We start from the raw sequence: 20646 nt of genomic DNA, 5'->3' as shown, positions 1-20646 counted from the left end.
GGGGTCATCCCTTCACGGCGCCGTCGGTCAGACCGCTGACAGCCTTGCGTTGCAGGAAGATGAAGAGGATCAGGATGGGCAGCGCGAACAGGGACGAGGCGGCCATGGTGGCGCCCCAGTCGTCGCCGAAGGCGGTCTGGAACTGCGACAGCCACAGCGGCAGGGTCTGCTTGTCGTTGGCCTTGTTGAGGATCAGGACGAGCGGGAACTCGTTCCAGGCGGTGATGAAGCCGAACAGCGAGGTCGCCATCAGACCGGGCGCGAGCAGCGGGAAGATGACCTTGACGAAGGCCTGGGTGCGGGTGCAGCCGTCGACCATCGCGGACTCCTCCAGCTCCTTCGGCACGGCGGCGACGTAGCCGCGCAGCGTCAGGACGGTCAGGGGCAGCACCATGACGGTGTAGAAGGCCGTCAGCGGGACGAGGCTGTCCAGCATGTCGGCGTCGCGGACGATCATGTAGATGGCGATGATCATGACCTCCCAGGGGGCCATCTGCGCCAGCATGAACGTCACGATGAAGGCGCGCCGGCCCTTGAACCGCAGCCGGGCGAGGGCGAAGGCGGCGAACAGGGCGATGACGAGGGAGATCAGCACCGAACAGACGGTCACCGTCACGGAGTTGCCGACCAGCGTCCAGAAGTTGTCCGCGTCGACGGCCTTCTGGAAGTGGCTGAAGGTGAGGTGCGTCGGGAACCACACGGGGTTCTCGGAGATGATGTCGCCGGTCGGTTTGAAGGCCGTGGCGAACATCCAGTAGACGGGGAACACGAGGCCGGCGAAGAGGACGACGGCGGTCGCGTTGGGCCAGATACGGCCGAAGAGCGAGCGCTTCACAGCTCGTCCTCCTCTTGCTTGAGGACCATGCGCAGGTAGTACGAGGTCAGGACGAGCAGCACCAGGACGGTCAGGAAGGAGATGGCCGCGCCGACGCCGAAGTGCTGGTTGCCGACGCCCTGGACGAAGGCGTAGATCGGCAGGGTCTCGGTGAGGTGGTCGGGGCCGCCCTCGTTGATCGCGAAGACCTGCGCGAACGCCTTGAAGACCCAGATGACTTCGAGGAAGGTCGTGGAGTAGAGGAAGGGCCGCAGGAACGGGAAGGTCACCGAGGTGAAGCTCTTCCAGGCGCCGGCGCCGTCCAGGGACGCGGCCTCGTACAGCTCCCCGGGGATCGTGGTGGTGGCGGCGTAGAGGTTGATCGCCACGAAGGGGATCGACTGCCAGACGATCAGCAGGATGATCACGGAGAAGGTGGAGGTCTGGGTGCCGAACCAGTTGTAGCCGGCCATGGAGTGCCAGCCCAGCTTGTCCAGCACCCAGTTGACGACGCCGAAGCGCTGGGCGAACAGCCACTGGTAGACGGTGGTGGCCGCGAGGATCGGCATGGCCCAGGCGAGGACGAGGCCGATCAGGAGCAGCAGCCGCATCCGCTTGCCGAGGCGGGCGAGCAGCAGTCCGGTCAGGGTGCCGAGCACCATGATCAGGACGACATTGATCGCGGTGAAGACCACCGAGCGCTCGACGACGTGCCAGAAGTCCGAACCGGTCAGGACCTCTTTGTAGTTGTCGGTCCCGTTCCACTCGGTGAGGTGCTGGATGAGCTGGCGCGGGTTGAGGTTCTGGAACGACAACATGCCGTTCTTCACCAGGGGCCAGCCGAGCAGGACCAGGGTGGCCAGCAGCGCCGGCAGCAGGAGCAGATAGGGGGCGGCGGCGCCGCGGCGGGACGGGGACCGGGAGCCGCGGTCCTCACCCGTCGGCGGCCCGGCCGTCCGGGCCTTGCGGACAGCGGGCTCCCCGGCCGTGTCCGTGCCTTCGGTCTGCACTGACATGAGTTGTCATCTCTTCCGTGGCCGAACCGGCCGTACGAACGACTGCGCCGGGGGCGCCGGGTGCGGGCGCCCCCGGGACTGCTCAGTTCTGCTGGGCCAGGCGCTTGTTGATCTCGGACTCGACGTCCTTGGCGGCCGCCGCGGGGTCCTTGCCGTTCAGGACCGAGGTCATGTACGACTTGATCGGGTTCGGGGTGTTCTCCACCGCGGCCCACTCGGGGATGAGCGGGGTGGTGCCACCGCCGGCCGCGGCGGGGGCGGCGGCCTCGGCGGCGGGGTTGCCCTTGACGTTGCTCGCCAGGGACGCCTTGTTCGGCACGATGCCGCTGAGCTTGGCCAGTTCGCCCTCGTACTGGTCGGACAGGGCGACCTTCAGGAACTCCTTGGCCAGGGACTGGTGCTTGCTGTTCTGGGCGACGGCCAGGTTGGAGCCGCCGAGGAAGACACCCTCGGGCTTGTCGGCACTGGCGCCCGGGATGGTGAAGTAGCCGAGGTCCTTCTCGATGGCCTTGTTGGCCTGAATGGCGGTGGCGGCCTCCCAGCCCATGCCGATGAACGCGCCGGTCTTGCCCTTGGCGAAGACCTGGGCCTGCTGCGGGGTCGCCTCGTCCTTGTCCTTGGGGGCCTTGGAGTAGGAGGCGTACTTCTTGTAGAGCTCCATGGCCGCGGCGACCTTGGGGTCGGCGAGGTTGGAGACGTACTTGCCGCCCTGCTTGGTGACCAGCTCGCCGCCCTGGCCGATGATGAGGCCGTCGAGGAAGTACCAGTTCTGGCCGGGCAGGTAGAGGGGCTCGGCGTCGGTCTTCTTGCCGATGGCCTCCAGGTCCTTGAAGAACTCGTCGCGGGTCTTCGGGGTGGTGGTGATGCCCGCCTTGGCCCAGATCGCCTTGTTGTAGATGACGACGCGGTTGGCGAAGTACCAGGGGGCGGCGTACTGCTTGCCTTCGTAGACGGAGGACTGCGAGACCGACGGCGTCCAGTCGGCGCCTATCTCCTTCTTGACGTCGGCGAGGTCGGCGAGGCCGCCGGTGGCCGCGTAGGCGGGGGTCTGGGTGTTGCCGACCTCCAGGACGTCCGGCGGGGTGTTCTCGGAGAGGGCGGTGGTGATCTTCTGCTGGATCCCGTCCCACTTCTGGATCTGGAAGTTCACCTTGGCGCCGGTCTGCTTCTCGAAGGCGGCCTGTACGTCCTTGGTCCACTGCGGCGGCGCCGAGCCGTCCATGGTCCAGACGGTGAGCGTCTGGCCCTTCCAGCTGCTCGGTCCCGCGTCCTTGGAGTCGTCCTTGCCGTTCCCGCCACACGCCGCAACGGAGACCATCATGCCCGCGATCGTGATCGCGGCAGCGAGCTTGCGCTTCACGCCACCCTCCTCAGGGATGCCACTTGCCCCCCACGCCCTCGGCGGTGATCTGCGTACGACGCTGGTGCACACAGGGCTCGGGACCTGGCCACTAATGGTGTAGACCAGTAGGGTGGAGCTTGGCCTAGACCTTTCGGGGTGTCAAGGGTGGTCCGGGAAGCCGATTCCGGCCGTTACGAGAACGTCACCGGAGGGCGTCCGTCCGCATCCGCCCCCTTCGTCCCGGCCCTCCGCGACACCGGACCGTTGGACTAGACCATAGGGCAGTCGACCGCTATAACGGGAGACCGTCGACACAGCCGGGAAGGCAGGCATGACCACCGACGTCAGCAGCGCCCAGCCGTACGAAGGGGCGCCCGGCCGCACCGCGCGCGTGCCGAAGTACTACCGGATCAAGCAGCAACTCCTCGCCATGACCGAGGCGTTGCAGCCCGGCTCGGCCATGCCCGCGGAACGGCTGCTGGCCGTCCGGTTCGACACCTCACGCACCACGATCCGGCAGGCGCTCACGGAACTCGTGGGCGAGGGCCGCCTCGACCGGATCCAGGGCAAGGGCACCTTCGTCGCCCAGCCCAAGCTGTACCGCACGCTCCGGCTGACCTCGCACACCGAGGACATGCGCGCCCAGGGACTCACCCCGGCCTCGCGGATGCTGGACATCGGGGAGATCCCGGCGGACGAACAGCTCGCGGGGCTGCTCGGCATCGGGCTCGGCGAGCGGGTGCTGCGCATCGAGCGGCTGCGGCTGGCGAGCGGCGCCCCGATGGCGATCGAGACGACCCATCTGTCCGCCCGGCGCTTCCCCGGACTGCGCCGCACGCTCGCGGACCGGCCCTCGCTCTACACGGCGCTCGCCGAGGTGTACGGCGTCCGTCTCGCCGAGGCCGACGAGACCATCGAGACCTCGCTGTCGACCCCGCGCGAGGCGCAGTTGCTCGCCACGGACGTGGGGCTGCCGATGCTGCTGCTGTCCCGGCATTCCCGGGACGCGCAGGGCACCCCGGTGGAGTGGGTGCGCTCGGTGTACCGGGGGTCGCGGTACAAGTTCGTCGCCGCGCTGAGCCGTCCGGCGGAGGAGACGACGGTCCTACGGCGCTCCTGAGGCGGCCGCGGAACCACCGGCCGTCAGTCCAGGAACGCCGTCTCGATCCAGCGGCGTACCGCGCGCGGGCGCATGCGGTGCAGACGGTCCACGGTGTCGGCGACCTCCTGGGCGCCGCCCACCGACAGGAACTTCTCGCGCACCAGGTCGGAGTGGGCCGCCCGGGTCTCGGGGCCGGCCGCGCCGACCGGGATCAGCCGGGTGCGCGAGAGCGTACGGCCGTCCGTCAGCCGTACGGTGACCCGGGCGCCGGTCGCCTTGGTGGAGCGGGAGAAGTCCCGGCCGTCGGCCTCCAACGCGCCCACCAGGTCGACCAGTTCGTCCCCGCCGAAGCCGCGCAGCCAGGGCACGGCCAGCTCGCCGGCCTCGCGCACCGCCTCGCCGAACGGCGCGTCGGACAGGAAGAGTTCGCGGGTCATGTCGGTGTCGTGGCGCAGTTGGATCCGCTTGGCCAGCGCCCAGCGGTCGGGGTCGTCGAGGTGCGGCGAGGAGAAGTCGTCCACGCCGAAGCCGCCGGTGAGCAGCGTGGTCGCGACGGGGTACGGCACGTCGAGGACCAGCGCGCCCAGCGGGGAGCCGGGGCCGGTGACGTAGCGGGCGGCCCGCTCCCCCGCGAACAGGGTGTACAGGGAGGCCTCGACGACGACCTCGGCCACGTCCTGCGGCCGCAGTGCGCCGAGTTCCCTGTGGATCTCGGCCGCGCAGTCCACGGCGGCGTCGATGCCGGGGCCGCCCGGGTGCATCTTGAACGAGAGGGTGTCCGTGTGCCAGCGGCGGCCGAGCCCCTTGGCCACGGCCTGCGGCAGCGGCACGGTCGCGAACCGGGCGAGGAAGCCGTCGCTGTGCTCGATGATGTCGGGCGCCCCGCGCAGCCCCGCGTACGCGGCGTCGCAGGCGTCCATCGCGGTGCGCACCGGGGTGAAGGTGTTGAACAGCCGGGCGTCGCTGGCGAGGAAGGCGCGCATCAGCGGCCAGTTGGGCATCGCGAAGGCCAGTCCGAAGGCGTTCTCGAAGAGCGTCGCCGGGGCCCGGTCGCAGTGCAGCCGTCCGGCGACCGCCCCGGCGAGGTGGGTGTGCACGGCGCTCTGGCCGCGCAGCGGACCGAGGGTCGCGGAGGCGGTGATCCGGGCCGCGCACTCGTTGGCCGCGACCACCGCGGTCAGCAGCGACAGCCCGTCCAGCCGGCGGGCGTAGGCGAAGGCGAGCGGCACGGCGACCGTGGAGTTCGACAGGTGCCCGGCGTACGCGGTGTCGTCCAGGTTGAGCCAGGAGCCGAGCGCGGCGAACACCCCGGCCGCCTGGCGCGGATCGCGCTGCATGGGGTGCCCGAAGGCGGCCACCAGCCGTCTGCCGAGCGGGTGTTGCAGGCCGGCGCGGATGGAGGCGACCTGGGAGAGCACCTGGCTCGCGGCCAGTTTCAGGACCCGGCACGGGATGTCGCTCGGGCGCAGCGTCGCGGCCCAGTGCGAGAGTTCGCGCAGCGGGGTGTCGGCGGGGGCGCGGCGGCGGCCGGCCCGGGACGGGCTGCCGTACGGCTCGCCCCAGTCGGCGCACAGCGCCCGGGCGACGCTCTCCGCGAGGACGGCGGTCATGGCGGATACACCTTCCGTGCGTCGAGGGGGGGACACGGCTGCGGGAGCACCGACGGTCCCGGTGCTCCCGCAGGGTCGGACGTGCGTGGGCGGTGTTACGCGGCCGGGACCTTGTCGAGGAAGCCGTAGACGCCCTTGATCCGGCCGGTGTCGTCGGTGACGAGGACGTCGAAGCCGATGGCGACCGGCTCGGCGCCCGGCTCGGTCACCAGGCCCCACTGGAAGCGGGCCTGGTTGTGGTGGGCGTCGACGGTGCCGTGCAGTTCGAAGGCGAGGCCCTGGAACTGCTCGCGGGCACCGGCCACCACGGCCCCGAAGCCCTCGTGGCCCTCGACCGCGGCGAGCGGGTCGATGTACGGGGCGTCGGCGGTGAACAGCTCGGCGATGGCCGCGGCGCGCTTGTCGGCGTCCGCCTCGTTCCAGATGTCGAGGTAGCGGGTGACGGTGGTGGTCAGGTCGCTCATGCGGGCGATCTCCTTCGTGGTGTGCAATTTCGGTTCTCGGACAGGTGGTTCAGGGGGTGGCGGGCGCCCACACCGGGAGGGCTCCGGGGAGCACCTCGAAGGTGGCCGCGCTGCCGATTCCGGGCTGGTACTCGCCGTCGTGCTCCAGCGGGAGGCGGCGGCCGTCGGTGCGCTCGACGGTGATCGTGCGCCCGCGGGCGTAGACGGTCGCCGGATGGTCCATGTGGGCGGCGTTCAGGGTCAGTTCGGGCACCTGGTCCGCCGGGACGCCGCCGCCGATGACACAGACGTCCAGCAGTCCGTCGTCCAGCAGCGAGTCGGGCAGCACCAGGAACCGGCCGCCGCGGTAGCGGCCCCCGCCGACGTTGGCGAGGACCGTGGGGCCCTCGTGCACCACCCGGCCGTCGACCGTCACCCGGCCCGGGTACGGCGGGTAGCCGGCGGCCGTGTCGGCGTAGGCGCGGGCGTAGCGCTCCCGGCCCCTGAGCGGCAGCTCCCTGGCGGTGAGCAGCGCGTCGGCGATCACGCCCGAACAGGCGCCGAGGTACACGTAGTTGCGGGTCTCGGCGAGACGGGCCAGGTCGAGGCGGCGCAGCCGGACGCTGCCGCCGACGCCGGTGTCGGTCAGGATCGCCTTCAGCGACTCGCTCCAGGGCCGCTCGCCCCACAGCATCTTGTAGCCGGAGTTGCCGGTGCCGCCGGGCACGACCGCGAGGGCGGCGTGCGTGGCGGTGGGCACGAGTCCCTGTACGGCCTCGCGGACGGTGCCGTCCCCGCCGATGACGACGATCAGGTCGGGCGCGCCCGGGGCGGCGTCGGCCGGCCGCCCCAGGGCCCGGCGCACGGCGGCCGTGGCATCGCCCGGTCCGGTGGTGAGGTGCACCTCGGTGTGCTCCAGGCAGGAGGCGCACAACTGGCGTACCTCCTCGACCAGTTCGGGCGAGTGGCTGCCGGAGGCGGGGTTGCCCAGGACGAGTGCCCGGGTGGGGGCCGGGGCTGCGGTCTCTGCCATGTCGGGCGTGCTCCTTCCCGTCGGACGCACCGGCGGTGGACCGGCCATCCACGACTCTGCCAAGCACGGCTGATCCGGCGCTGACGCGCGGCTGACACCGCTCCGGGCGGCACCGGTCGCGTCAGTGTCCGGTCAGGTCCGGGGTCTCGAATGGACGAATCGGTGCGTTGGCGGCAACTCTCGCCGCGACGCACCGATTTCCGCATACACCGCGAAAGGAGTGATGCCCATGACCGCGCCGACCCGTCCGGCGGCCCTGCCCCCCGGCAGGTACACCGCCGAACTGCGCCGTGAGGCGGCCCGGTTCGCCGGGGCCGCCCGGGCGATACCGCTGTCCGAGCCCGTCCCGGCCTGCCCGGGGTGGACGCTGGGCGACCTGGTCCGGCATGTGCGCCAGGGCCACGACTGGGCGACCACGATCCTGGCCACGCGCAGCACCGAGTTCATCCTGCCCGGCGGCGACCTGTCCGGCGCCCCGGACGAGGACAGGAGCTGGACCGAGCGGGTGGCCGAGCTCGGTGCCCGGGGCGGGGCGCTGGAGGGCCGGCTCGCCGACCCGGAGCTGCGCGCACGGTTCGTCGTCGAGGGCGCGGACCGGCTCGTCGAGGCGATCGACGGGGTGGGCCCCGAGGTGCCGGTGTGGGCCCCGCACGGCAGGCAGAACAAGGAGTTCTGGCCGCGCTGGGCGGTGTTCGAGACGGCCGTGCACCGGGCCGATGTGTACGGCATGGCCGGTCTGCCGTTCACACCGGCCGCGGAGGTCGCGCTGGACTGCGTGGACTTCTGTCTGGCCGCCTTCGGGGTGCCCGAGGCGAGGCCGTTCCTGTCGCCGCTGTTCGCCGAGGTGCCCCGCGGCGGACAGACGCTGTGCTTCCGCTCGACGCGGGAGTCGGCGTACGGCCCGTCGAGCTGGCTGGTCACCTGCGCCGCGGGGGGCGTCGAGGTGACCCGGGAGATCCCGGCCGGCACGCGGGCGGACGCCACCGTGGTCGCCGCGCCCGCGGATCTGCTGCTGGTGGTCAAGGGGCGGCTGCGGCCGGGGAGCCCGCGGGTGACGGTCCGCGGCGATCGTGAGCTGCTGGACTTCTGGCTGAGCCACGCCGTCTCCTGAGCCCCGGTCACCGGTACGGCGAAGGACCCGGGTCCGCCGAGCTCTCCCTCGGCGGACCCGGGTCCTTCGGCGTCGGCGGGCGTCACCAGGTGACGGGCAGTTCCTCCAGGCCGTAGACGATCGTGTTCTCGCGGAAGCGGACCTCCTCGGGCGGCACGGCCAGGCGCAGCGTGGGGAAGCGGGCGAAGAGGGCGCTCAGGCACACCTCCAGCTCCATCCGGGCCAGCGAGGCACCGGGGCACAGGTGCGCGCCGAAGCCGAAGGCGAGGTGGCCCGAGGCGTTACGGCGGATGTCGACGCGGCCGGCGCCGGGGTAGACCGACTCGTCGTGGTTGGCGGCGGGGATCGCGACGATCACACCGTCCCCCTTGCGGATCGTCGCCCCGCTCAGCTCGACGTCGTCCACGGCCGCGCGGACCTGGTTGTCCTGCGAGATGGACCAGTAGCGCAGCAGCTCCTCGACCGCCGGCCGGTACAGGGCGGGATCGGCGCGGAGTTCGGCCAGTTGGGCCGGGTCGCGCAGCAGGCTCAGGACGCTGAGGCTGATCTGGTGGGCGGTGGTCTCGTGCCCGGCGACGAGGAAGAAGCGGGCCATCGCGACGAGGTCCGCGTGCGTCAGCTCGCCGGCCGCCACGTACCGCGTGGCCAGGCGGCTGATCAGGTCGTCGCGCGGCTCGGCGGTGCGCTGCGCGGCCAGGCGGTCCAGGAACCGCGTCATCTCGACGAAGGCGGCGTACGTCTCCTCGGGGCCGGCCTCCTGGGAGAGGATGACCTGGCTCTGCTCGGTGAAGTCCGCCTCGTCCTGCTCAGGGACGCCGAGCATCCGGGCGATCACCAGCGAGGGCAGCCGGAGCGCGAAGCTCCGCACCAGGTCCACCGGGTTGGGGCCCTGTTCGACCTCGTCCAGCAGCCGCGCGACGAGCAGTTCGACCTCGGGGCGCAGGGCGCGGGTGCGGCGGGCGGTGAACTCGGTCAGCGCCATCCGGCGCAGCCGGCCGTGCTCGGGGTCGTCCATGCGGCTGAAGGACATCACGCCGGGTTCGGGCGGCAGCTGGATCCGGATGGGGAAGCCGGGCTGCTGGTCGTCGGCGCTGAACCGGTGGTCGCCCAGCACCTGGCGGACGTCCGCGTGCCGGGTCACCAGCCAGGCCTCACCGCCGCGGATCCGCACGCGCAGCGGGGGTCGTTCTCTCAGCTCCGCGTAGGCGTCGGGCGGTGTGTAGGGGCAGGAGCGGGGCATGGGCCAGGCGGGGAGTTCAGACATGGAGTCCTCCGGCGGTGTGGCAGGAACGGCGATGTTTCGGCCATGTTGACGAAGGGGGCTGACCGGATTCTGATGTACGGCTGACGGGCACGCGGAGTGGTGTCCGCGTGCCCGTCGGGTGTGGCCGGCGCTGTTCGCCCGGCTCAGGAGGCCTTCGCCCGGCCGGGCAGCAGCTGGACCAGGGCGGCCACCACCGCGCAGATCCCGGCCTGCACCAGCAGGCTCGTGCCGAAGGCGTGGGCGTAGGGGTGGGCGCCGGTGCCGTGGCCGACGACGCCGAAGAAGACGACGCCGATCACCGCGATGCCGATGGCGTTGCCCATCTCCTGTGCGGTGGAGAACACCCCGGAGGCGGCGGCCGCGTGGTGCGGGGCCACGCCTTCCAGGACCAGGGAGGCGAGCGGGGCGATGACGAAGCCCATGCCGAAGCCGGCGACCACCATGGCCGGAATGCACCAGACCACGGAACCGCTGCCGTCCAGCTCCCACGCGGTCACGGCGAGGGCCACGTTGCCGACCGCCTGGATCAGCGCGCCGATGGTCAGGACCTGCCTGCCGAGCTTGGCCGCGACCTTCGGCGACTGCGCGGAGCCGATGAAGAAGCCGAGGCCGAGCGGGATGAACAGCAGCCCGGAGCGGAGCGCGGACAGCCCGCGGCCCTCCTGGAGGTAGAGCGCGAGGACCAGGAAGAAGGAGGCCATCGCGGCGAAGAACACCAGCAGGGAGACCACGCCCACGCCGAACGCCCGGTCCTCGAACAGGCTCGGGTGGACCAGCGGCGACTTGTCGCGGGCGGCCTTGCGACGCTGGGTCCACCAGAACGCGGCCAGCAGCGGCACCGCCGCGATCAGGCACTCCCAGGTCCAGGTCGGCCAGCCCTGCTCGCGGCCCTGGACCAGCGGCAGCACGATGGCGGTGAGGCCGGCGGTCACCAGGATCACGCCGGTCCAGTCGAGGCCGGTGCGGCCCTCGGCCCGGGACTCGGGCACCGTCTTCGGGGTGAGCAGCAGGACGACGGCGCCGATCGGGGCGTTGATCAGGAAGATGGTCCGCCAGTCCCAGCCGAAGATGTCGGCCTTGATCAGCAGACCGCCGATCAGCTGACCGAACACGGCCGAGGCGCCCATCGTGATGCCGTAGGCGTTGAACGCGGCGACCCGGGCCTTGCCCGTGTAGGCCGTGGTCAGGATGCCGAGCACCTGCGGGATGACGAGGGCCGCCGCGGCGCCCTGCACCGCGCGCGCCACGATCAGCTCGGCCATGTTCGGGGCGATGCCGCAGGCCAGCGAGGAGAGCGTGAACAGGGCCAGGCCGATCGAGAACACCTTGCGGCGGCCGAAGAGGTCGCCGAGCCGGCCGCCGGTGATGAGCATGGCGGACAGGCCGATGTTGAAGGTCGCGGCGACCAGCTGGATCTCGGCGCTGGTCGCGTGCATGTCGCGTTGGAGCGAGGGGATGGCGACGTTGACGATGAAGAAGTCGACGTTGGCGATGAAGAGGCCGGCCAGCACCACCAGGAGTGCACCCCAGGCGGGCTTGCCTCCGCCCTCCTCGATGTCCGGTGGCGGGGCGGCCGAGGCCGCGCTGCCGGTCAGTTCCGCTTCGGTGGTCATGGACGACCCTCCTAGGTCGTTTCTGTGCTGGTGGGGGGCGTGCCGGCGGGTGTCCGCACGGCGTGTCGGGGCACGGGACGGCACTCGGTGCGGCAGTCCTTCCGAGCACTCTCCCGCGCCCCGCTGACACGGCGCTGACGCGGACCTCGGCACCCGGTGGCCGCGGCGGTCAGCCCACCGGTCCGGCGGTCAGCCGCTGGAGCCGGTGCGCGAAGTGCGCGGTGACGGCCTGGGCGTGGGTGTCGATGTAGAAGTGGCCGCCCTCGTACTCGTTGTGCCCGAGGTACCGGGGGGTGCGGCCGGCCCAGTGGGACATGGCGTCCGGGGCCTCCTGGAGCGGGTCGCTGCGCCCGCCGTAGGAGGCGAGCGGGCAGCTGACGCCGGCGCCGTCGTCGTCGTAGTCCCCGGCGACCCTGAGGTCGGCGCGCAGCGCGGGAACGACCAGGGCGAGCATCTCGGGGTTGTCGTAGACCTCGGCCGGGAAGGAGCCCAACTTCTTGATCCACTCGATGAGTTCGGGCTCCGGCATCCGGCTCTGCTCCTCGGTCGGCTTGAAGAAGCCGACGGGCGACCAGCCGGACATGCCGACCATGACGGGGGCCGGGCCGCCCTCCTCCTCCATGCGGATCGCCAGCCGGAACGCCAGCTGGGCGCCGAGGCAGTGCCCGAAGAAGGCGAACGGCCGCTCGTCCAGGTCGTTCAGCACCGCCTCGTGCAGGGCGTCCAGCAGCGGCCAGAAGTCCTCGTACGTCTCCTCCTCGCGGCGGTTGTGCCGGCCGGGCAGCGTGACGGCCTGTGCGGCGATGTCCGGCGGGAGCAGGCGTTCCCAGTCGCGGTAGATGATGGCGCCGCTGCCCGCGTGGGGCAGCAGGAACAGCCGGATCGAGGCGTCGGGCGAGGGCTCCACGGGGTGGAACCAGTGGCCCTCGCTGGACATCTGACTGCCCAGGGCGGCGGTGGCGGTGGTCACGGCTGCGTACTCCCAACGGTGGTGGACGGGCCGAGGGCGCGCACTGCGGGCAGCAGCACCTCGGCGATCTCCTTCAACTGCGGCTCCGGGTCGAGGGATCCGATCCGTACGACCAGGTGCCGGGCGCCGGCCCGGACGTAACCGCCGAGCCACTCGGCGCACTTCTCGGCGCTGCCCCAGGCATAGGCCTGGATGGTGCGCATCTGCTCCAGGGAGCGGCCGTAGTAGTGGCTGATGTAGTGCTCCAGTTCGGCCCGGGCGGTGCGCTCGTCGCTGTTCACGGTGACCGTGGCGTACAGCGCGGGCGTGACGGTGCGGCCGGCCTCCGCGGCGATCTCCGCGAGCCGGTGGCGGGCGCGGGCGTAGGCGTCGACGTCGGGCAGGAACGGCAGCCAGCCGTCGTAGCGGGCGGCGGCGCGGGCGAGGACCTTGGGGGTGTCGCTGCCGGCCAGCCAGAGCGGCGGCCCGCCGGGGACGGCCGGTGCGGGCAGCCGGTCCAGGTGCTCGGCCTGCCAGAACCTGCCCCGGAACTCGCTGGGTTCGCCCTCCTCGCCGGACCGCCAGGCCGCGCGCCACAGCGCGGTGATCTCGTCGAGGCGCCCGACCCGGCCCTGGAAGGAGGCGCCGACGGAGGCGAACTCCTCCTCGGTCTCGGCCATCGGGAAGCCCGAACCGAGGCCCAGGATCAGCCTGTTCGCGGCGACGTGGCTCAGGCTCGCGACCAGGTTGGCGCCGATGAGGGGGTGGCGCAGGGCGGGGGTGAGGGCGGCCGTGCCGACGGTGATGTGCCGGGTGGCGGCGGCCGCGGCCGAGAGGACGACCAGGGGGTCCAGCCGGGGGCGGGCGGTCAGGGAGTCCCCGGCCCACAGGGAGTCGAAGCCGAGCGCTTCCGCGGTCCTGGCGAAGTCGAGCAGGGGGGCCGCGGCGTAGGTGCCGTTGATGGCCTGCTCCCGGGTGGGCAGGAGGATGCCGATGCTCAGTGCGGTCACAGCGTGCTCCCCAGGGGGTGCCGGGCCGGTGCCGTCAGCCGGTCGCGCACCGCGCGGCGCAGGATCTTGCCCGACGGGTTGCGCGGCAGGGCGTCCACGACGTGGTAGGTGCCCGGGATCTTGTAGTCGGCGATGCGGCCCCGCAGGGACAGCAGGAGTTCGCGGGGGGTGGCGCTCGTGCCGGGCTTCAGGACGACGGCCGCGTGGACGCTCTCGCCCCAGCGGTCGTCGGGCAAGCCGACCACGGCCGCCTCGGCGACCGCCGGGTGCGCGGCGAGGGCCTTCTCGACCTCGGCCGGGTAGATGTTCTGTCCGGCGACGATGATCGTGTCGTTGATGCGGTCGCACAGGTGGAGGTGGCCGTCCTCGTCGAGGTAGCCGGCGTCGCCCATGTGCAGCCACTCCCCCACCAGGGTGCGTGCGGTGGCCTCGGGCAGGTTCCAGTAGCCGAGCATCCGGGAGGGTGTGCGCACGCAGATCTGGCCGATGGCGCCGGGCGGCAGGGTGTCGCCGTCGGGGCCGACGACCTTGATCTCGGTGCCGGGGCAGGGCAGGCCCACCGAGGTGAGTCTGGTGCTGCCCGGGTGGTGGGCCGCCGGCGGCAGGCACACGGCCACGCTGCCGGTCTCGGTGCTGGCGTAGATCTGGGCGAACTCGCAGTCGTAGGTGGCCAGGCACTGTTTGAGCAGGGTCTCGGACATCGGCGCGGCGCCGTAGGCGATCTTGCGCAGTGAGGTGAACGCCTCGGGTCCGGCCGCCCGTTCGGCCGCCATCGCCTGGAGCATCGCGGGCGCGGCGAAGGTGGTCGTCACGCGGTGCTCGCGGATGAGGCGGACCGCCTCCTGCGGGTCGAACTGCGGCATGATCACGCTGGTGCCGCCGGCGTTGAAGGTGTGCAGGAACCAGCCGATGCCGGCGACCCCGAAGCCCGGCAGCGAGATCAGGGCGACGTCCTCGGGCAGCCAGTCGATCCAGTCGACGCCCGCGGCGCGGCTCGCGTGCGGCAGGGTGAAGAAGCTGCGGTGGGCGAGGACGGCGCCCTTGGGCAGGCCGGTGGTGCCGCTCGTGTAGATCTGGACGACGGCGTCGTCCGGGCCGGTGCCGGGCGTGAGGTCGGTCTCGGGCTGGTCGGCCGCCCAGGCCGACAGGCCGGCGCCGCGCGCGGGTTCGCCGTAGGGGTCGGTGCCGTCGACGCGGATCACCTTGCGCAGTCCGCGCAGTTGGTGGCGGACTTCTGCGACGGTGTCCCAGAACTCGTCGTCCACGAAGATCAGCGCGGCCCGCGAGTCGCGCAGGATGTGGTCGACCTCGTGCGGGGTGAGCCGCCAGTTGACCGGGACCAGGACGGCGCCCGCCTTGGCGCAGGCGATCATCACGAGGTAGTAGTTCGCGGACTCGCGGCCCAGGTAGGCGACCCGGTCGCCGCGCCGGATCCCGCTGGTGCGCAGGGCGTGGGCGGCGCGGTTGCTGTCGCGGTGGAACTTGTCGTAGGTGGTGACCCGGCCCTCGCAGACGATCGCGGGGTGCTCCGGTCGGCTTCCGGCGTGGGCCCGGGAGGAGTGGTGGAGCGTCCAGCGCTCCCTGGGTATGTCGGTCATGGTGGTGGTGTCCCGTCCCTTGGTGTTCACGCTGCCGGGGCGAGCTGCCCGTCGAGGAACCGGGCGAGCGCGCGGACCGTGGGGTGGTCGTGGGTGAGGGAGGCCGGCAGGGGCAGCCGGAACGCCTGTTCCAGCGCGGCCTTGACCTGCTGGGCCATCAGGGAGTCCAGGCCCAGCGAGACGAATTCGCAGGTCACGTCCAGTTCGTCGGCCTCCTCCAGGTGCAGCACGGCGGCGACCCGCTCGCGGACGGCGCCGGTGACGGCGGCGATACGCTCGGCCTCGGGCAGTGCGGTGAGGGCCCGCAGGTCGAGGCCGGTGCCGTCGTCGTCGGTGGTGCGCCGGGCGAGCCGGTCGTAGAACAGGTCGCCGGTGACGCTGCCGGAGACGTAGCGGTCCCAGTCGAACTCGCCGACGATCCGCTGGGTGCGCGGGCGCCCCCACAGCCGGGCGAGGGTGTCCAGGGCGCGGGTCGGGGAGAAGAAGCGGACGCCGCTGCGTTCGATCTCCTCGCTGAGGTGCTCCTCCAGCCGGGCCGACATGCCGACCCGGGCCCAGGCGCCCCAGTTGACCGACAGCCCCGGCACCCCGCGCCGGGCGCGCCACTCGGCGAGCGCGTCGAGGGCGGCGCTGGCGGCGGCGTAGTGGCCCTGGGTGGCGCCGCCGAGGACGGAGGCGATGGAGGAGTAGGTGACGAAGAACTCCAGGTCCGGGAAGGACTCCTCGGCGGCCTCGTGCAGCAGCCAGCCGCCGTAGGCCTTCGCGGCGAGCTGGGCGTCGATCGACTCCCAGGTCAGCTCGGAGATGAGCTTCTTGTCGTAGGAACCGGCGGCGTGCACGATCCCGCCGAGCGGGTACGGTCCGGCCGCGAGGTGGCGGACGAGCCGGCGCACGTCCTCGGGGCGGGAGACGTCGGCGCGTACGACGTCGATCTCGGCGTCGGCGGCGAGGTCGGCGAGGAGTTCGCCGGCCTCCTCGGTGGCCCGGCCGCCCCGGCTGACCAGGGTCAGGTGCCGGGCGCCGAGTGCGGCCAGTTTGCGGGCGGTGACCAGGCCGAGGCCGCCGAGGCCGCCGGTGACGAGGTAGGTGCGGTCCGGGCGCAGTCCGCTCGGTCCGTCCTCGGCGGTCCGGTCGGACTGCCGTTCCTGCGCCGGGTCCTCGGGCAGGGCCACCCAGGTGCGGCCGGCCGGGTCGGACAGGGCGGTGCGCAGGGCCTCGCCGGTCTCGTCGAGGCGGAAGCGGGGCGCGGTGGCGTCGGCGCCGGTGGCGTGCACGACGGCGGGGGCGGGCACGGTGAGCGTGGAGCGGAAGGTGCCGTCGTACCGGACGAGGACCTCGTCGCCCGGCGCGAACCCGGTGCCGTCGGCGGCGGAGAGGACCGTGCCGTGGGCCAACTGGCCGAGCAGCGGCGGGGGTTCCTCCTCGCCCGGGGTCTCCTCGGCGCGCTCGGCCCGGCCGGTGTCGAGGGCGGTGCGGGCGTCCTCGGCGGTCAGGCCGACCAGCCGCACCCGGACCTGCACCTCACCGTCCCCCGGCGCCCGGTCGGTGACCGGGGCGAGGGCCAGGTCGGACAGGTCGCCGGAGTCGGCGGCGCGCAGTTCGAAGCCCCCGCTCCAGGTGAGGGTGGAGTCACCGGCGAGCAGCCGGCGGACGTAACGGCGGCCGGGGCGGTGGGCGACCTGGAACTCGCCGGGCGGCTCGGCCCGCCACTCCTCGGCGAGCGGGGCGAGGCCGCTGCCCGGGGCGAGGTCGACCAGGGTGGCCCGGTACTGCGGGTACTCGGTGAGCAGCACCCGGCCGAAGCCCCACAGGGTGGCGGCGCCGAGGTGCCCGCCGTCGCCGGCCGGGTCGCCGGGCAGCCACTGGGCGCCCTCGGTGACGAGCCAGAGCCGGGGCGGCCGGGAGGCGGCCTCCAACGCACCGGTCAGGGCGAGGAGTTCGCGGTAGTTGTCCTCGCACTCGGCACGCAGCCGGCCGGCGGACATGGGCTGCGGGCGCTGCCGCCACAGCCGGCAGACGTCGGTGACGGTCGGGTCGTCCAGGGCCGCCTTGAGGTCGGTGAGGTCGGTCAGCCAGGTGACCTTCAGACCGGGTTCGGCGGCCAGTTCGGCGGCGCGTGCGGCGGAGGGGTCGAGCAGGACGACGTGCCGGGCCGGGGCGTGCTCCGCCGCGGGCAGGGCGCGGCGCACCCAGTCGGGGCGGTGCAGGAACTGACGGCGGCCGCCGCGTCCCTCGGGGCGGGCCATGCGCACACCGAGCAGCTCGGCGACCGGGTCGCCGTTCTCCAGCAGCAGCACGTCCGCGAGGCGCCGGTCCTGTTCGCCGCGCACCCGGGCGAGGACGCTCAGGTTCTCGCCGCGCGGCTTGCGGAAGTGCCGTACCACGGCGATCTCGCGCGGCGCGAACACCGGCCCCTCGGGGTCGAGGACGACCAGCGCCTGCACGGCCGCCTCCAGCAGCTCGGCGGGCACGTGCTCGACGGCGGTGGCGTCACGGCCGGTCAGCTCGCCGGTGACCAGTCCGTCGCCGTGCCGGGCGGCGTGCAGGAGCAGCCGCATGCGGGGGCCCTGGGGGCGGCCGACGGAGGCGAGGTCGGTGTAGATGTCCTCGTCGTCGATGTGCTGGACGGCCGGGTCGAGGGTGGCGGCCAGTTCGGCCAGCTCCGAGACGGGGACGAGGGGTTCGGGGTCGGCGGCGACGACGGCGGTGGCGTGCAGGTTCTCCTCGCCGCCGACGGTCGTGAACACCTCGACCTCGGCGCCGCCGCCGTGCCGGGGGCGCCAGCGGGTGGTGAGCGCGGTCAGGGTCTCGGCGGGCAGCTCCAGCGGGGCGAGCAGTTTCAGCTCGCGCACGGCGGAGCGGGCGTGGCCCTGGACGGCGTCCTGCACGGCGAGCAGCAGGTCGACGTAGGCGCCGGCGGGCAGGACGGTACGGCCGCCGTCGGCGAGGTCGGCGAGCGCGCCCAGCTCCTCGGCGGTGAACTCGGCGTTGAACTCCCGTACCCCGCTGGCGAATCGCTCCTCGGTGCCGAGCAGCGGGTGGCGGGCGGGGCCGCCAGTGGCGGTGCGGCGCGGGGTGACGGAGGGCAGCCAGTAGCGCTTGCGCTGGAAGGCGTAGGTGGGCAGGTCCACGCGGGCGGGCGCCGGGTGCCCGGCGTGGTAGCCGGTCCAGGAGACGTTCAGGCCGGCCGCGTAGTAGTCGGCGAGCGCTGTGAGGGTGGTCTCGGTCGTGGTGTCCCGGCGGCGCAGGCTGGCCAGCCACAGGTGGTCCTCGACACTCACCCCGCGCCGGGCGAGCGCGGTCAGCCCGGCCTGCGGGCCGATCTCGACCATGGCGTGCCGGCCGCGCTTGGCGACGGCCCGGATGCCGTCGAGGAAGCGGACGGGCTCGCCGATGTGCCGCACCCAGTAGTCGGGGGTGCCGATCTCGCGGAAGCGGGCGAGGCGTCCGGTGACGTTGGAGACGATGCTGATCTGCGGCTCGTGGAAGGTGATGCCGTCGAGGGCGGCGCGGAAGTCGTCGTAGACCTCGGCCATCAGCGGCGAGTGGAAGGCGTGCGAGACCTTCAGCCGCTCGACGCGGACGCCCTTGCCCTCCAGGATCCCGGCGACCTCCGCCAGCGCGGCCGTCGCCCCCGAGATCACCGTCTGGTCGGGGGCGTTGATCCCGGCCAGCGCCAGGTCGTCGTGGCCCTCCAGCAGCGGGGCGACCTCGTCGACCGGGGCGGCGACGGCGGCCATGCCGCCCTCGGTGCGCACGGCCTGCATCAGCCGGGCGCGGGCGGCGACCAGGGTGACCGCGTCGGGCAGGCTGAACAGCCCGGCCACGGCGGCGGCCACCACCTCGCCGATGCTGTGCCCGATGAGCACGTTGGGGCGGGCGCCCCAGGCCAGCCACTGCTGGGCGAGGGCGTACTCCAGCGTGAACAGGGCGGGCTGGGTGTACTCGGTGCGGTCGATCGCCTCGGGGTCGTCGGCGATGCCGAGCAGCAGCGCGCGCACGGAGCGGCCGAGCGGGGCGGCGAACAGCTCGTCGCACTCGTCCACGTGGGCGCGGAAGACGGGCAGGGCCGCGTAGAGGGCGGCGCCCATGCCGGCGTACTGGGAGCCCTGGCCGGTGAACAGGAACGCGGTCTTGCGGATGCCCGAGGGCCCCGTGTGCTCGGCCTCGGCGGCGTGGACCAGGAGCTTGTCCAGCGCCGCCCGGTCGGCGACGGGCGCGGCGATCCGGTACGGGTGGTGGGTGCGCGTGGTGTTGGCGCTGTGGCAGAGCGCGGAGACGGACAGCTCGGGCCGCCGGTCCAGCAACTCCCGGTATCGCGCGGCCAGTTCGCGCAGGGCGGCCGCGTTCTTGGCCGACAGGGTGAACACCGGTGCCGCGCTGGCCGGTTCGGTGCCCGGCGCCGGGCCGGCCGGCGCCGGCTCGGGTGCCTGCTCCAGCACCACGGCGCCGATCGTCCCTGCGAACCCGAAGCTGTTGACGACCGCCCGCCGCACCTCGGCCTCCCAGGGCTCGCAGGCGGTGGGCACGCGCAGCGGGTACAGGTCCCAGGGGATGCGGCCGGAGGGCGTCGTCAGGTTGAGGTGCGGGTAGACCGTGCCGGCGCGCAGCTGGAGCACGGTCTTGATGACGCCGACGATGCCGGAGGCGGGCTCCATGTGACCGAGGTTGGTCTTCGCCGAACCGACCAGCACCGGGCGGTCCTTGGTGTGGGAGTCGACGAAGACGTCCCCGATGGCGCCGAACTCGATGGGGTCGCCGAGCGGGGTGCCGGTGCCGTGCGCCTCGACGTAACTGATGTCCCCGGGTGTCAGCCGGGCCGCGTCGAGCGCGCTGCGGATGACCTTCTCCTGGGCGGGCCCGTTGGGCACGGTCAGTCCGGCGCTGTCGCCGTCCTGGCCGACCGCCGTGCCGCGCACCAGGGCGAGGATCCGGTCGCCGTCGCGCTCGGCGTCGGACAGCCGCTTGAGGACGACGATGCCGCAGCCCTCGGCGCGCGCGTAGCCGTCGGCGGACTCGTCGAACGTCTTGCAGCGGCCGTCGGGGGCGAGCATCTGGGCGTTGGAGAACATCACCGGGATGCGCGGGTGGTGCAGGGCGTTGACGCCGCCGCACAGCGCGATGTCGGTCTCGCCGGCGCGCAGGGCCGTCACGGCGAGGTGCAGGGCGACCAGCGAGGAGGAGCAGGCGGTGTCGACGCTCATGCTCGGGCCGCGCCAGCCGAGGAAGTACGAGAGCCGCCCGGACAGCGGGAACATGGTGATGCCGGAGGCCAGATGGCCGTCCAGCTCCTCGTACGGCAGGGAGTCCAGCTCCAGGGCGTAGTCGATGGAGCTGGCGCCGATGTAGACGCCCCCGTTGCCGCGGCGCAGCGGGGCCGGGTCGATGCCGGCGTGCTCCAGCGCCTGCCAGGCGGTCTCCAGCAGCAGCCGCTGCTGGGGGTCCATGTAGCGGGCTTCCTTCGGGGAGATGTTGAAGAAGCCGGCGTCGAACAGGTCGATCCGGTCGAGGAACCCGCCGGCCGAGGCGATGATCTTGCCCTTGTCGTCGGGGCCCTGCGGGGTGAACGCGTCGACGTCCCAGCGGTCCCGGGGGATCGGGCGGATCCCGCTCCCGCCGTCCCGCAGGAAGGCGTCGAACTCGTCGGGCGAGCCGCTGCCGCCGGGGAACCGCAGACCGATTCCGACGATCGCGACCGGCTCGGGCGCCTGCTCTGTCTCCGTACGCGGCATGGAGCGACT

Annotated in this window: 14 protein-coding genes; 2 read left to right on the top strand and 12 right to left on the bottom strand. The window is 72.8% G+C overall.

Annotation, left to right across the window (positions count from 1 at the left end; all coding sequences use genetic code 11):
- Positions 1–4 precede the first annotated feature (4 nt).
- The 3 genes from AC4OXY_RS35265 to AC4OXY_RS35255 all read right to left on the bottom strand — a co-directional run bounded on the left by AC4OXY_RS35265 (position 5) and on the right by AC4OXY_RS35255 (position 3190).
- Entirely contained in the window at positions 5–835 is an 831-nt protein-coding gene (locus AC4OXY_RS35265) for a carbohydrate ABC transporter permease (protein ID WP_362821611.1), read from the bottom strand.
- Entirely contained in the window at positions 832–1830 is a 999-nt protein-coding gene (locus AC4OXY_RS35260) for a carbohydrate ABC transporter permease (RefSeq protein WP_362821612.1), read from the bottom strand. The genes AC4OXY_RS35265 and AC4OXY_RS35260 overlap by 4 nt, the downstream gene beginning before the upstream one ends.
- A gap of 82 nt (positions 1831–1912) precedes the next feature.
- Entirely contained in the window at positions 1913–3190 is a 1278-nt protein-coding gene (locus AC4OXY_RS35255) for an extracellular solute-binding protein (RefSeq protein WP_356021667.1), read from the bottom strand.
- A 313-nt stretch (positions 3191–3503) separates the two neighbouring features.
- Between AC4OXY_RS35255 and AC4OXY_RS35250 the strand changes: the two genes are divergently transcribed.
- A complete protein-coding gene (locus AC4OXY_RS35250) occupies positions 3504–4292 on the top strand; it encodes a GntR family transcriptional regulator (protein ID WP_356021665.1) in 789 nt (262 codons plus the stop codon).
- Positions 4293–4315: 23 nt separating this feature from the next.
- Here the strand turns inward: AC4OXY_RS35250 and AC4OXY_RS35245 are convergent, their stop codons facing one another.
- The 3 genes from AC4OXY_RS35245 to AC4OXY_RS35235 form a co-directional block, all read right to left on the bottom strand.
- Complete coding sequence (locus AC4OXY_RS35245) at positions 4316–5884, bottom strand: MmgE/PrpD family protein (RefSeq protein WP_356021663.1); 1569 nt, start codon at positions 5882–5884, stop codon at positions 4316–4318.
- 95 nt (positions 5885–5979) lie between these two features.
- Positions 5980–6348, bottom strand: coding sequence for a nuclear transport factor 2 family protein (locus AC4OXY_RS35240; RefSeq protein WP_491991649.1), 369 nt, complete (start codon positions 6346–6348; stop codon positions 5980–5982).
- 49 nt (positions 6349–6397) lie between these two features.
- The gene (locus tag AC4OXY_RS35235) at positions 6398–7360 is read right to left on the bottom strand and encodes a diacylglycerol/lipid kinase family protein (protein WP_356021659.1); all 963 of its coding nucleotides are present in this window, start codon (positions 7358–7360) and stop codon (positions 6398–6400) included.
- Between the two features lie 229 nt (positions 7361–7589).
- Here AC4OXY_RS35235 and AC4OXY_RS35230 point away from each other — a divergent pair, with 229 nt between their 5' ends.
- Positions 7590–8471, top strand: coding sequence for a maleylpyruvate isomerase N-terminal domain-containing protein (locus AC4OXY_RS35230; protein WP_362821613.1), 882 nt, complete (start codon positions 7590–7592; stop codon positions 8469–8471).
- 82 nt (positions 8472–8553) lie between these two features.
- Here the strand turns inward: AC4OXY_RS35230 and AC4OXY_RS35225 are convergent, their stop codons facing one another.
- The 6 genes from AC4OXY_RS35225 to AC4OXY_RS35200 all read right to left on the bottom strand — a co-directional run bounded on the left by AC4OXY_RS35225 (position 8554) and on the right by AC4OXY_RS35200 (position 20637).
- The gene (locus tag AC4OXY_RS35225) at positions 8554–9735 is read right to left on the bottom strand and encodes a cytochrome P450 (protein WP_362821614.1); all 1182 of its coding nucleotides are present in this window, start codon (positions 9733–9735) and stop codon (positions 8554–8556) included.
- Between the two features lie 143 nt (positions 9736–9878).
- Positions 9879–11348 (bottom strand): MFS transporter, encoded by a 1470-nt coding sequence (locus AC4OXY_RS35220; RefSeq protein ID WP_356021653.1) that lies wholly within the window; start codon positions 11346–11348, stop codon positions 9879–9881.
- A 169-nt stretch (positions 11349–11517) separates the two neighbouring features.
- A complete protein-coding gene (locus AC4OXY_RS35215; protein ID WP_356021956.1) occupies positions 11518–12285 on the bottom strand; it encodes a thioesterase II family protein in 768 nt (255 codons plus the stop codon).
- A 29-nt stretch (positions 12286–12314) separates the two neighbouring features.
- Positions 12315–13307, bottom strand: coding sequence for an LLM class flavin-dependent oxidoreductase (locus AC4OXY_RS35210; RefSeq protein ID WP_491991648.1), 993 nt, complete (start codon positions 13305–13307; stop codon positions 12315–12317).
- Positions 13304–14905, bottom strand: a complete 1602-nt coding sequence (locus AC4OXY_RS35205; protein ID WP_491991647.1) for a long-chain-fatty-acid--CoA ligase — start codon at positions 14903–14905, stop codon at positions 13304–13306. Before AC4OXY_RS35205 ends, AC4OXY_RS35210 begins: the two co-directional genes overlap by 4 nt.
- 26 nt (positions 14906–14931) lie before the next feature.
- Entirely contained in the window at positions 14932–20637 is a 5706-nt protein-coding gene (locus AC4OXY_RS35200) for a type I polyketide synthase (protein ID WP_491991646.1), read from the bottom strand.
- Positions 20638–20646 lie beyond the last annotated feature (9 nt).

The sequence above is a fragment of the Streptomyces sp. HUAS MG56 genome, assembly GCF_058673395.1.
The sequence above is the reverse complement of the archived record's forward strand: the minus strand, read 5'-3'. Positions and strand labels throughout refer to the sequence as shown.

What these genes read in the sequence shown, in the direction of transcription:
- AC4OXY_RS35260 (WP_362821612.1), bottom strand. Translation starts at nt 1,830, where the DNA reads ATGTCAGTGCAGACCGAAGGCACGGACACGGCCGGGGAGCCCGCTGTC.
- AC4OXY_RS35250 (WP_356021665.1), top strand. Translation starts at nt 3,504, where the DNA reads ATGACCACCGACGTCAGCAGCGCCCAGCCGTACGAAGGGGCGCCCGGC.
- AC4OXY_RS35245 (WP_356021663.1), bottom strand. Translation starts at nt 5,884, where the DNA reads ATGACCGCCGTCCTCGCGGAGAGCGTCGCCCGGGCGCTGTGCGCCGAC.
- AC4OXY_RS35240 (WP_491991649.1), bottom strand. Translation starts at nt 6,348, where the DNA reads ATGAGCGACCTGACCACCACCGTCACCCGCTACCTCGACATCTGGAAC.
- AC4OXY_RS35235 (WP_356021659.1), bottom strand. Translation starts at nt 7,360, where the DNA reads ATGGCAGAGACCGCAGCCCCGGCCCCCACCCGGGCACTCGTCCTGGGC.
- AC4OXY_RS35230 (WP_362821613.1), top strand. Translation starts at nt 7,590, where the DNA reads ATGACCGCGCCGACCCGTCCGGCGGCCCTGCCCCCCGGCAGGTACACC.
- AC4OXY_RS35225 (WP_362821614.1), bottom strand. Translation starts at nt 9,735, where the DNA reads ATGTCTGAACTCCCCGCCTGGCCCATGCCCCGCTCCTGCCCCTACACA.
- AC4OXY_RS35220 (WP_356021653.1), bottom strand. Translation starts at nt 11,348, where the DNA reads ATGACCACCGAAGCGGAACTGACCGGCAGCGCGGCCTCGGCCGCCCCG.
- AC4OXY_RS35215 (WP_356021956.1), bottom strand. Translation starts at nt 12,285, where the DNA reads ATGTCCAGCGAGGGCCACTGGTTCCACCCCGTGGAGCCCTCGCCCGAC.
- AC4OXY_RS35205 (WP_491991647.1), bottom strand. Translation starts at nt 14,905, where the DNA reads ATGACCGACATACCCAGGGAGCGCTGGACGCTCCACCACTCCTCCCGG.
- AC4OXY_RS35200 (WP_491991646.1), bottom strand. Translation starts at nt 20,637, where the DNA reads ATGCCGCGTACGGAGACAGAGCAGGCGCCCGAGCCGGTCGCGATCGTC.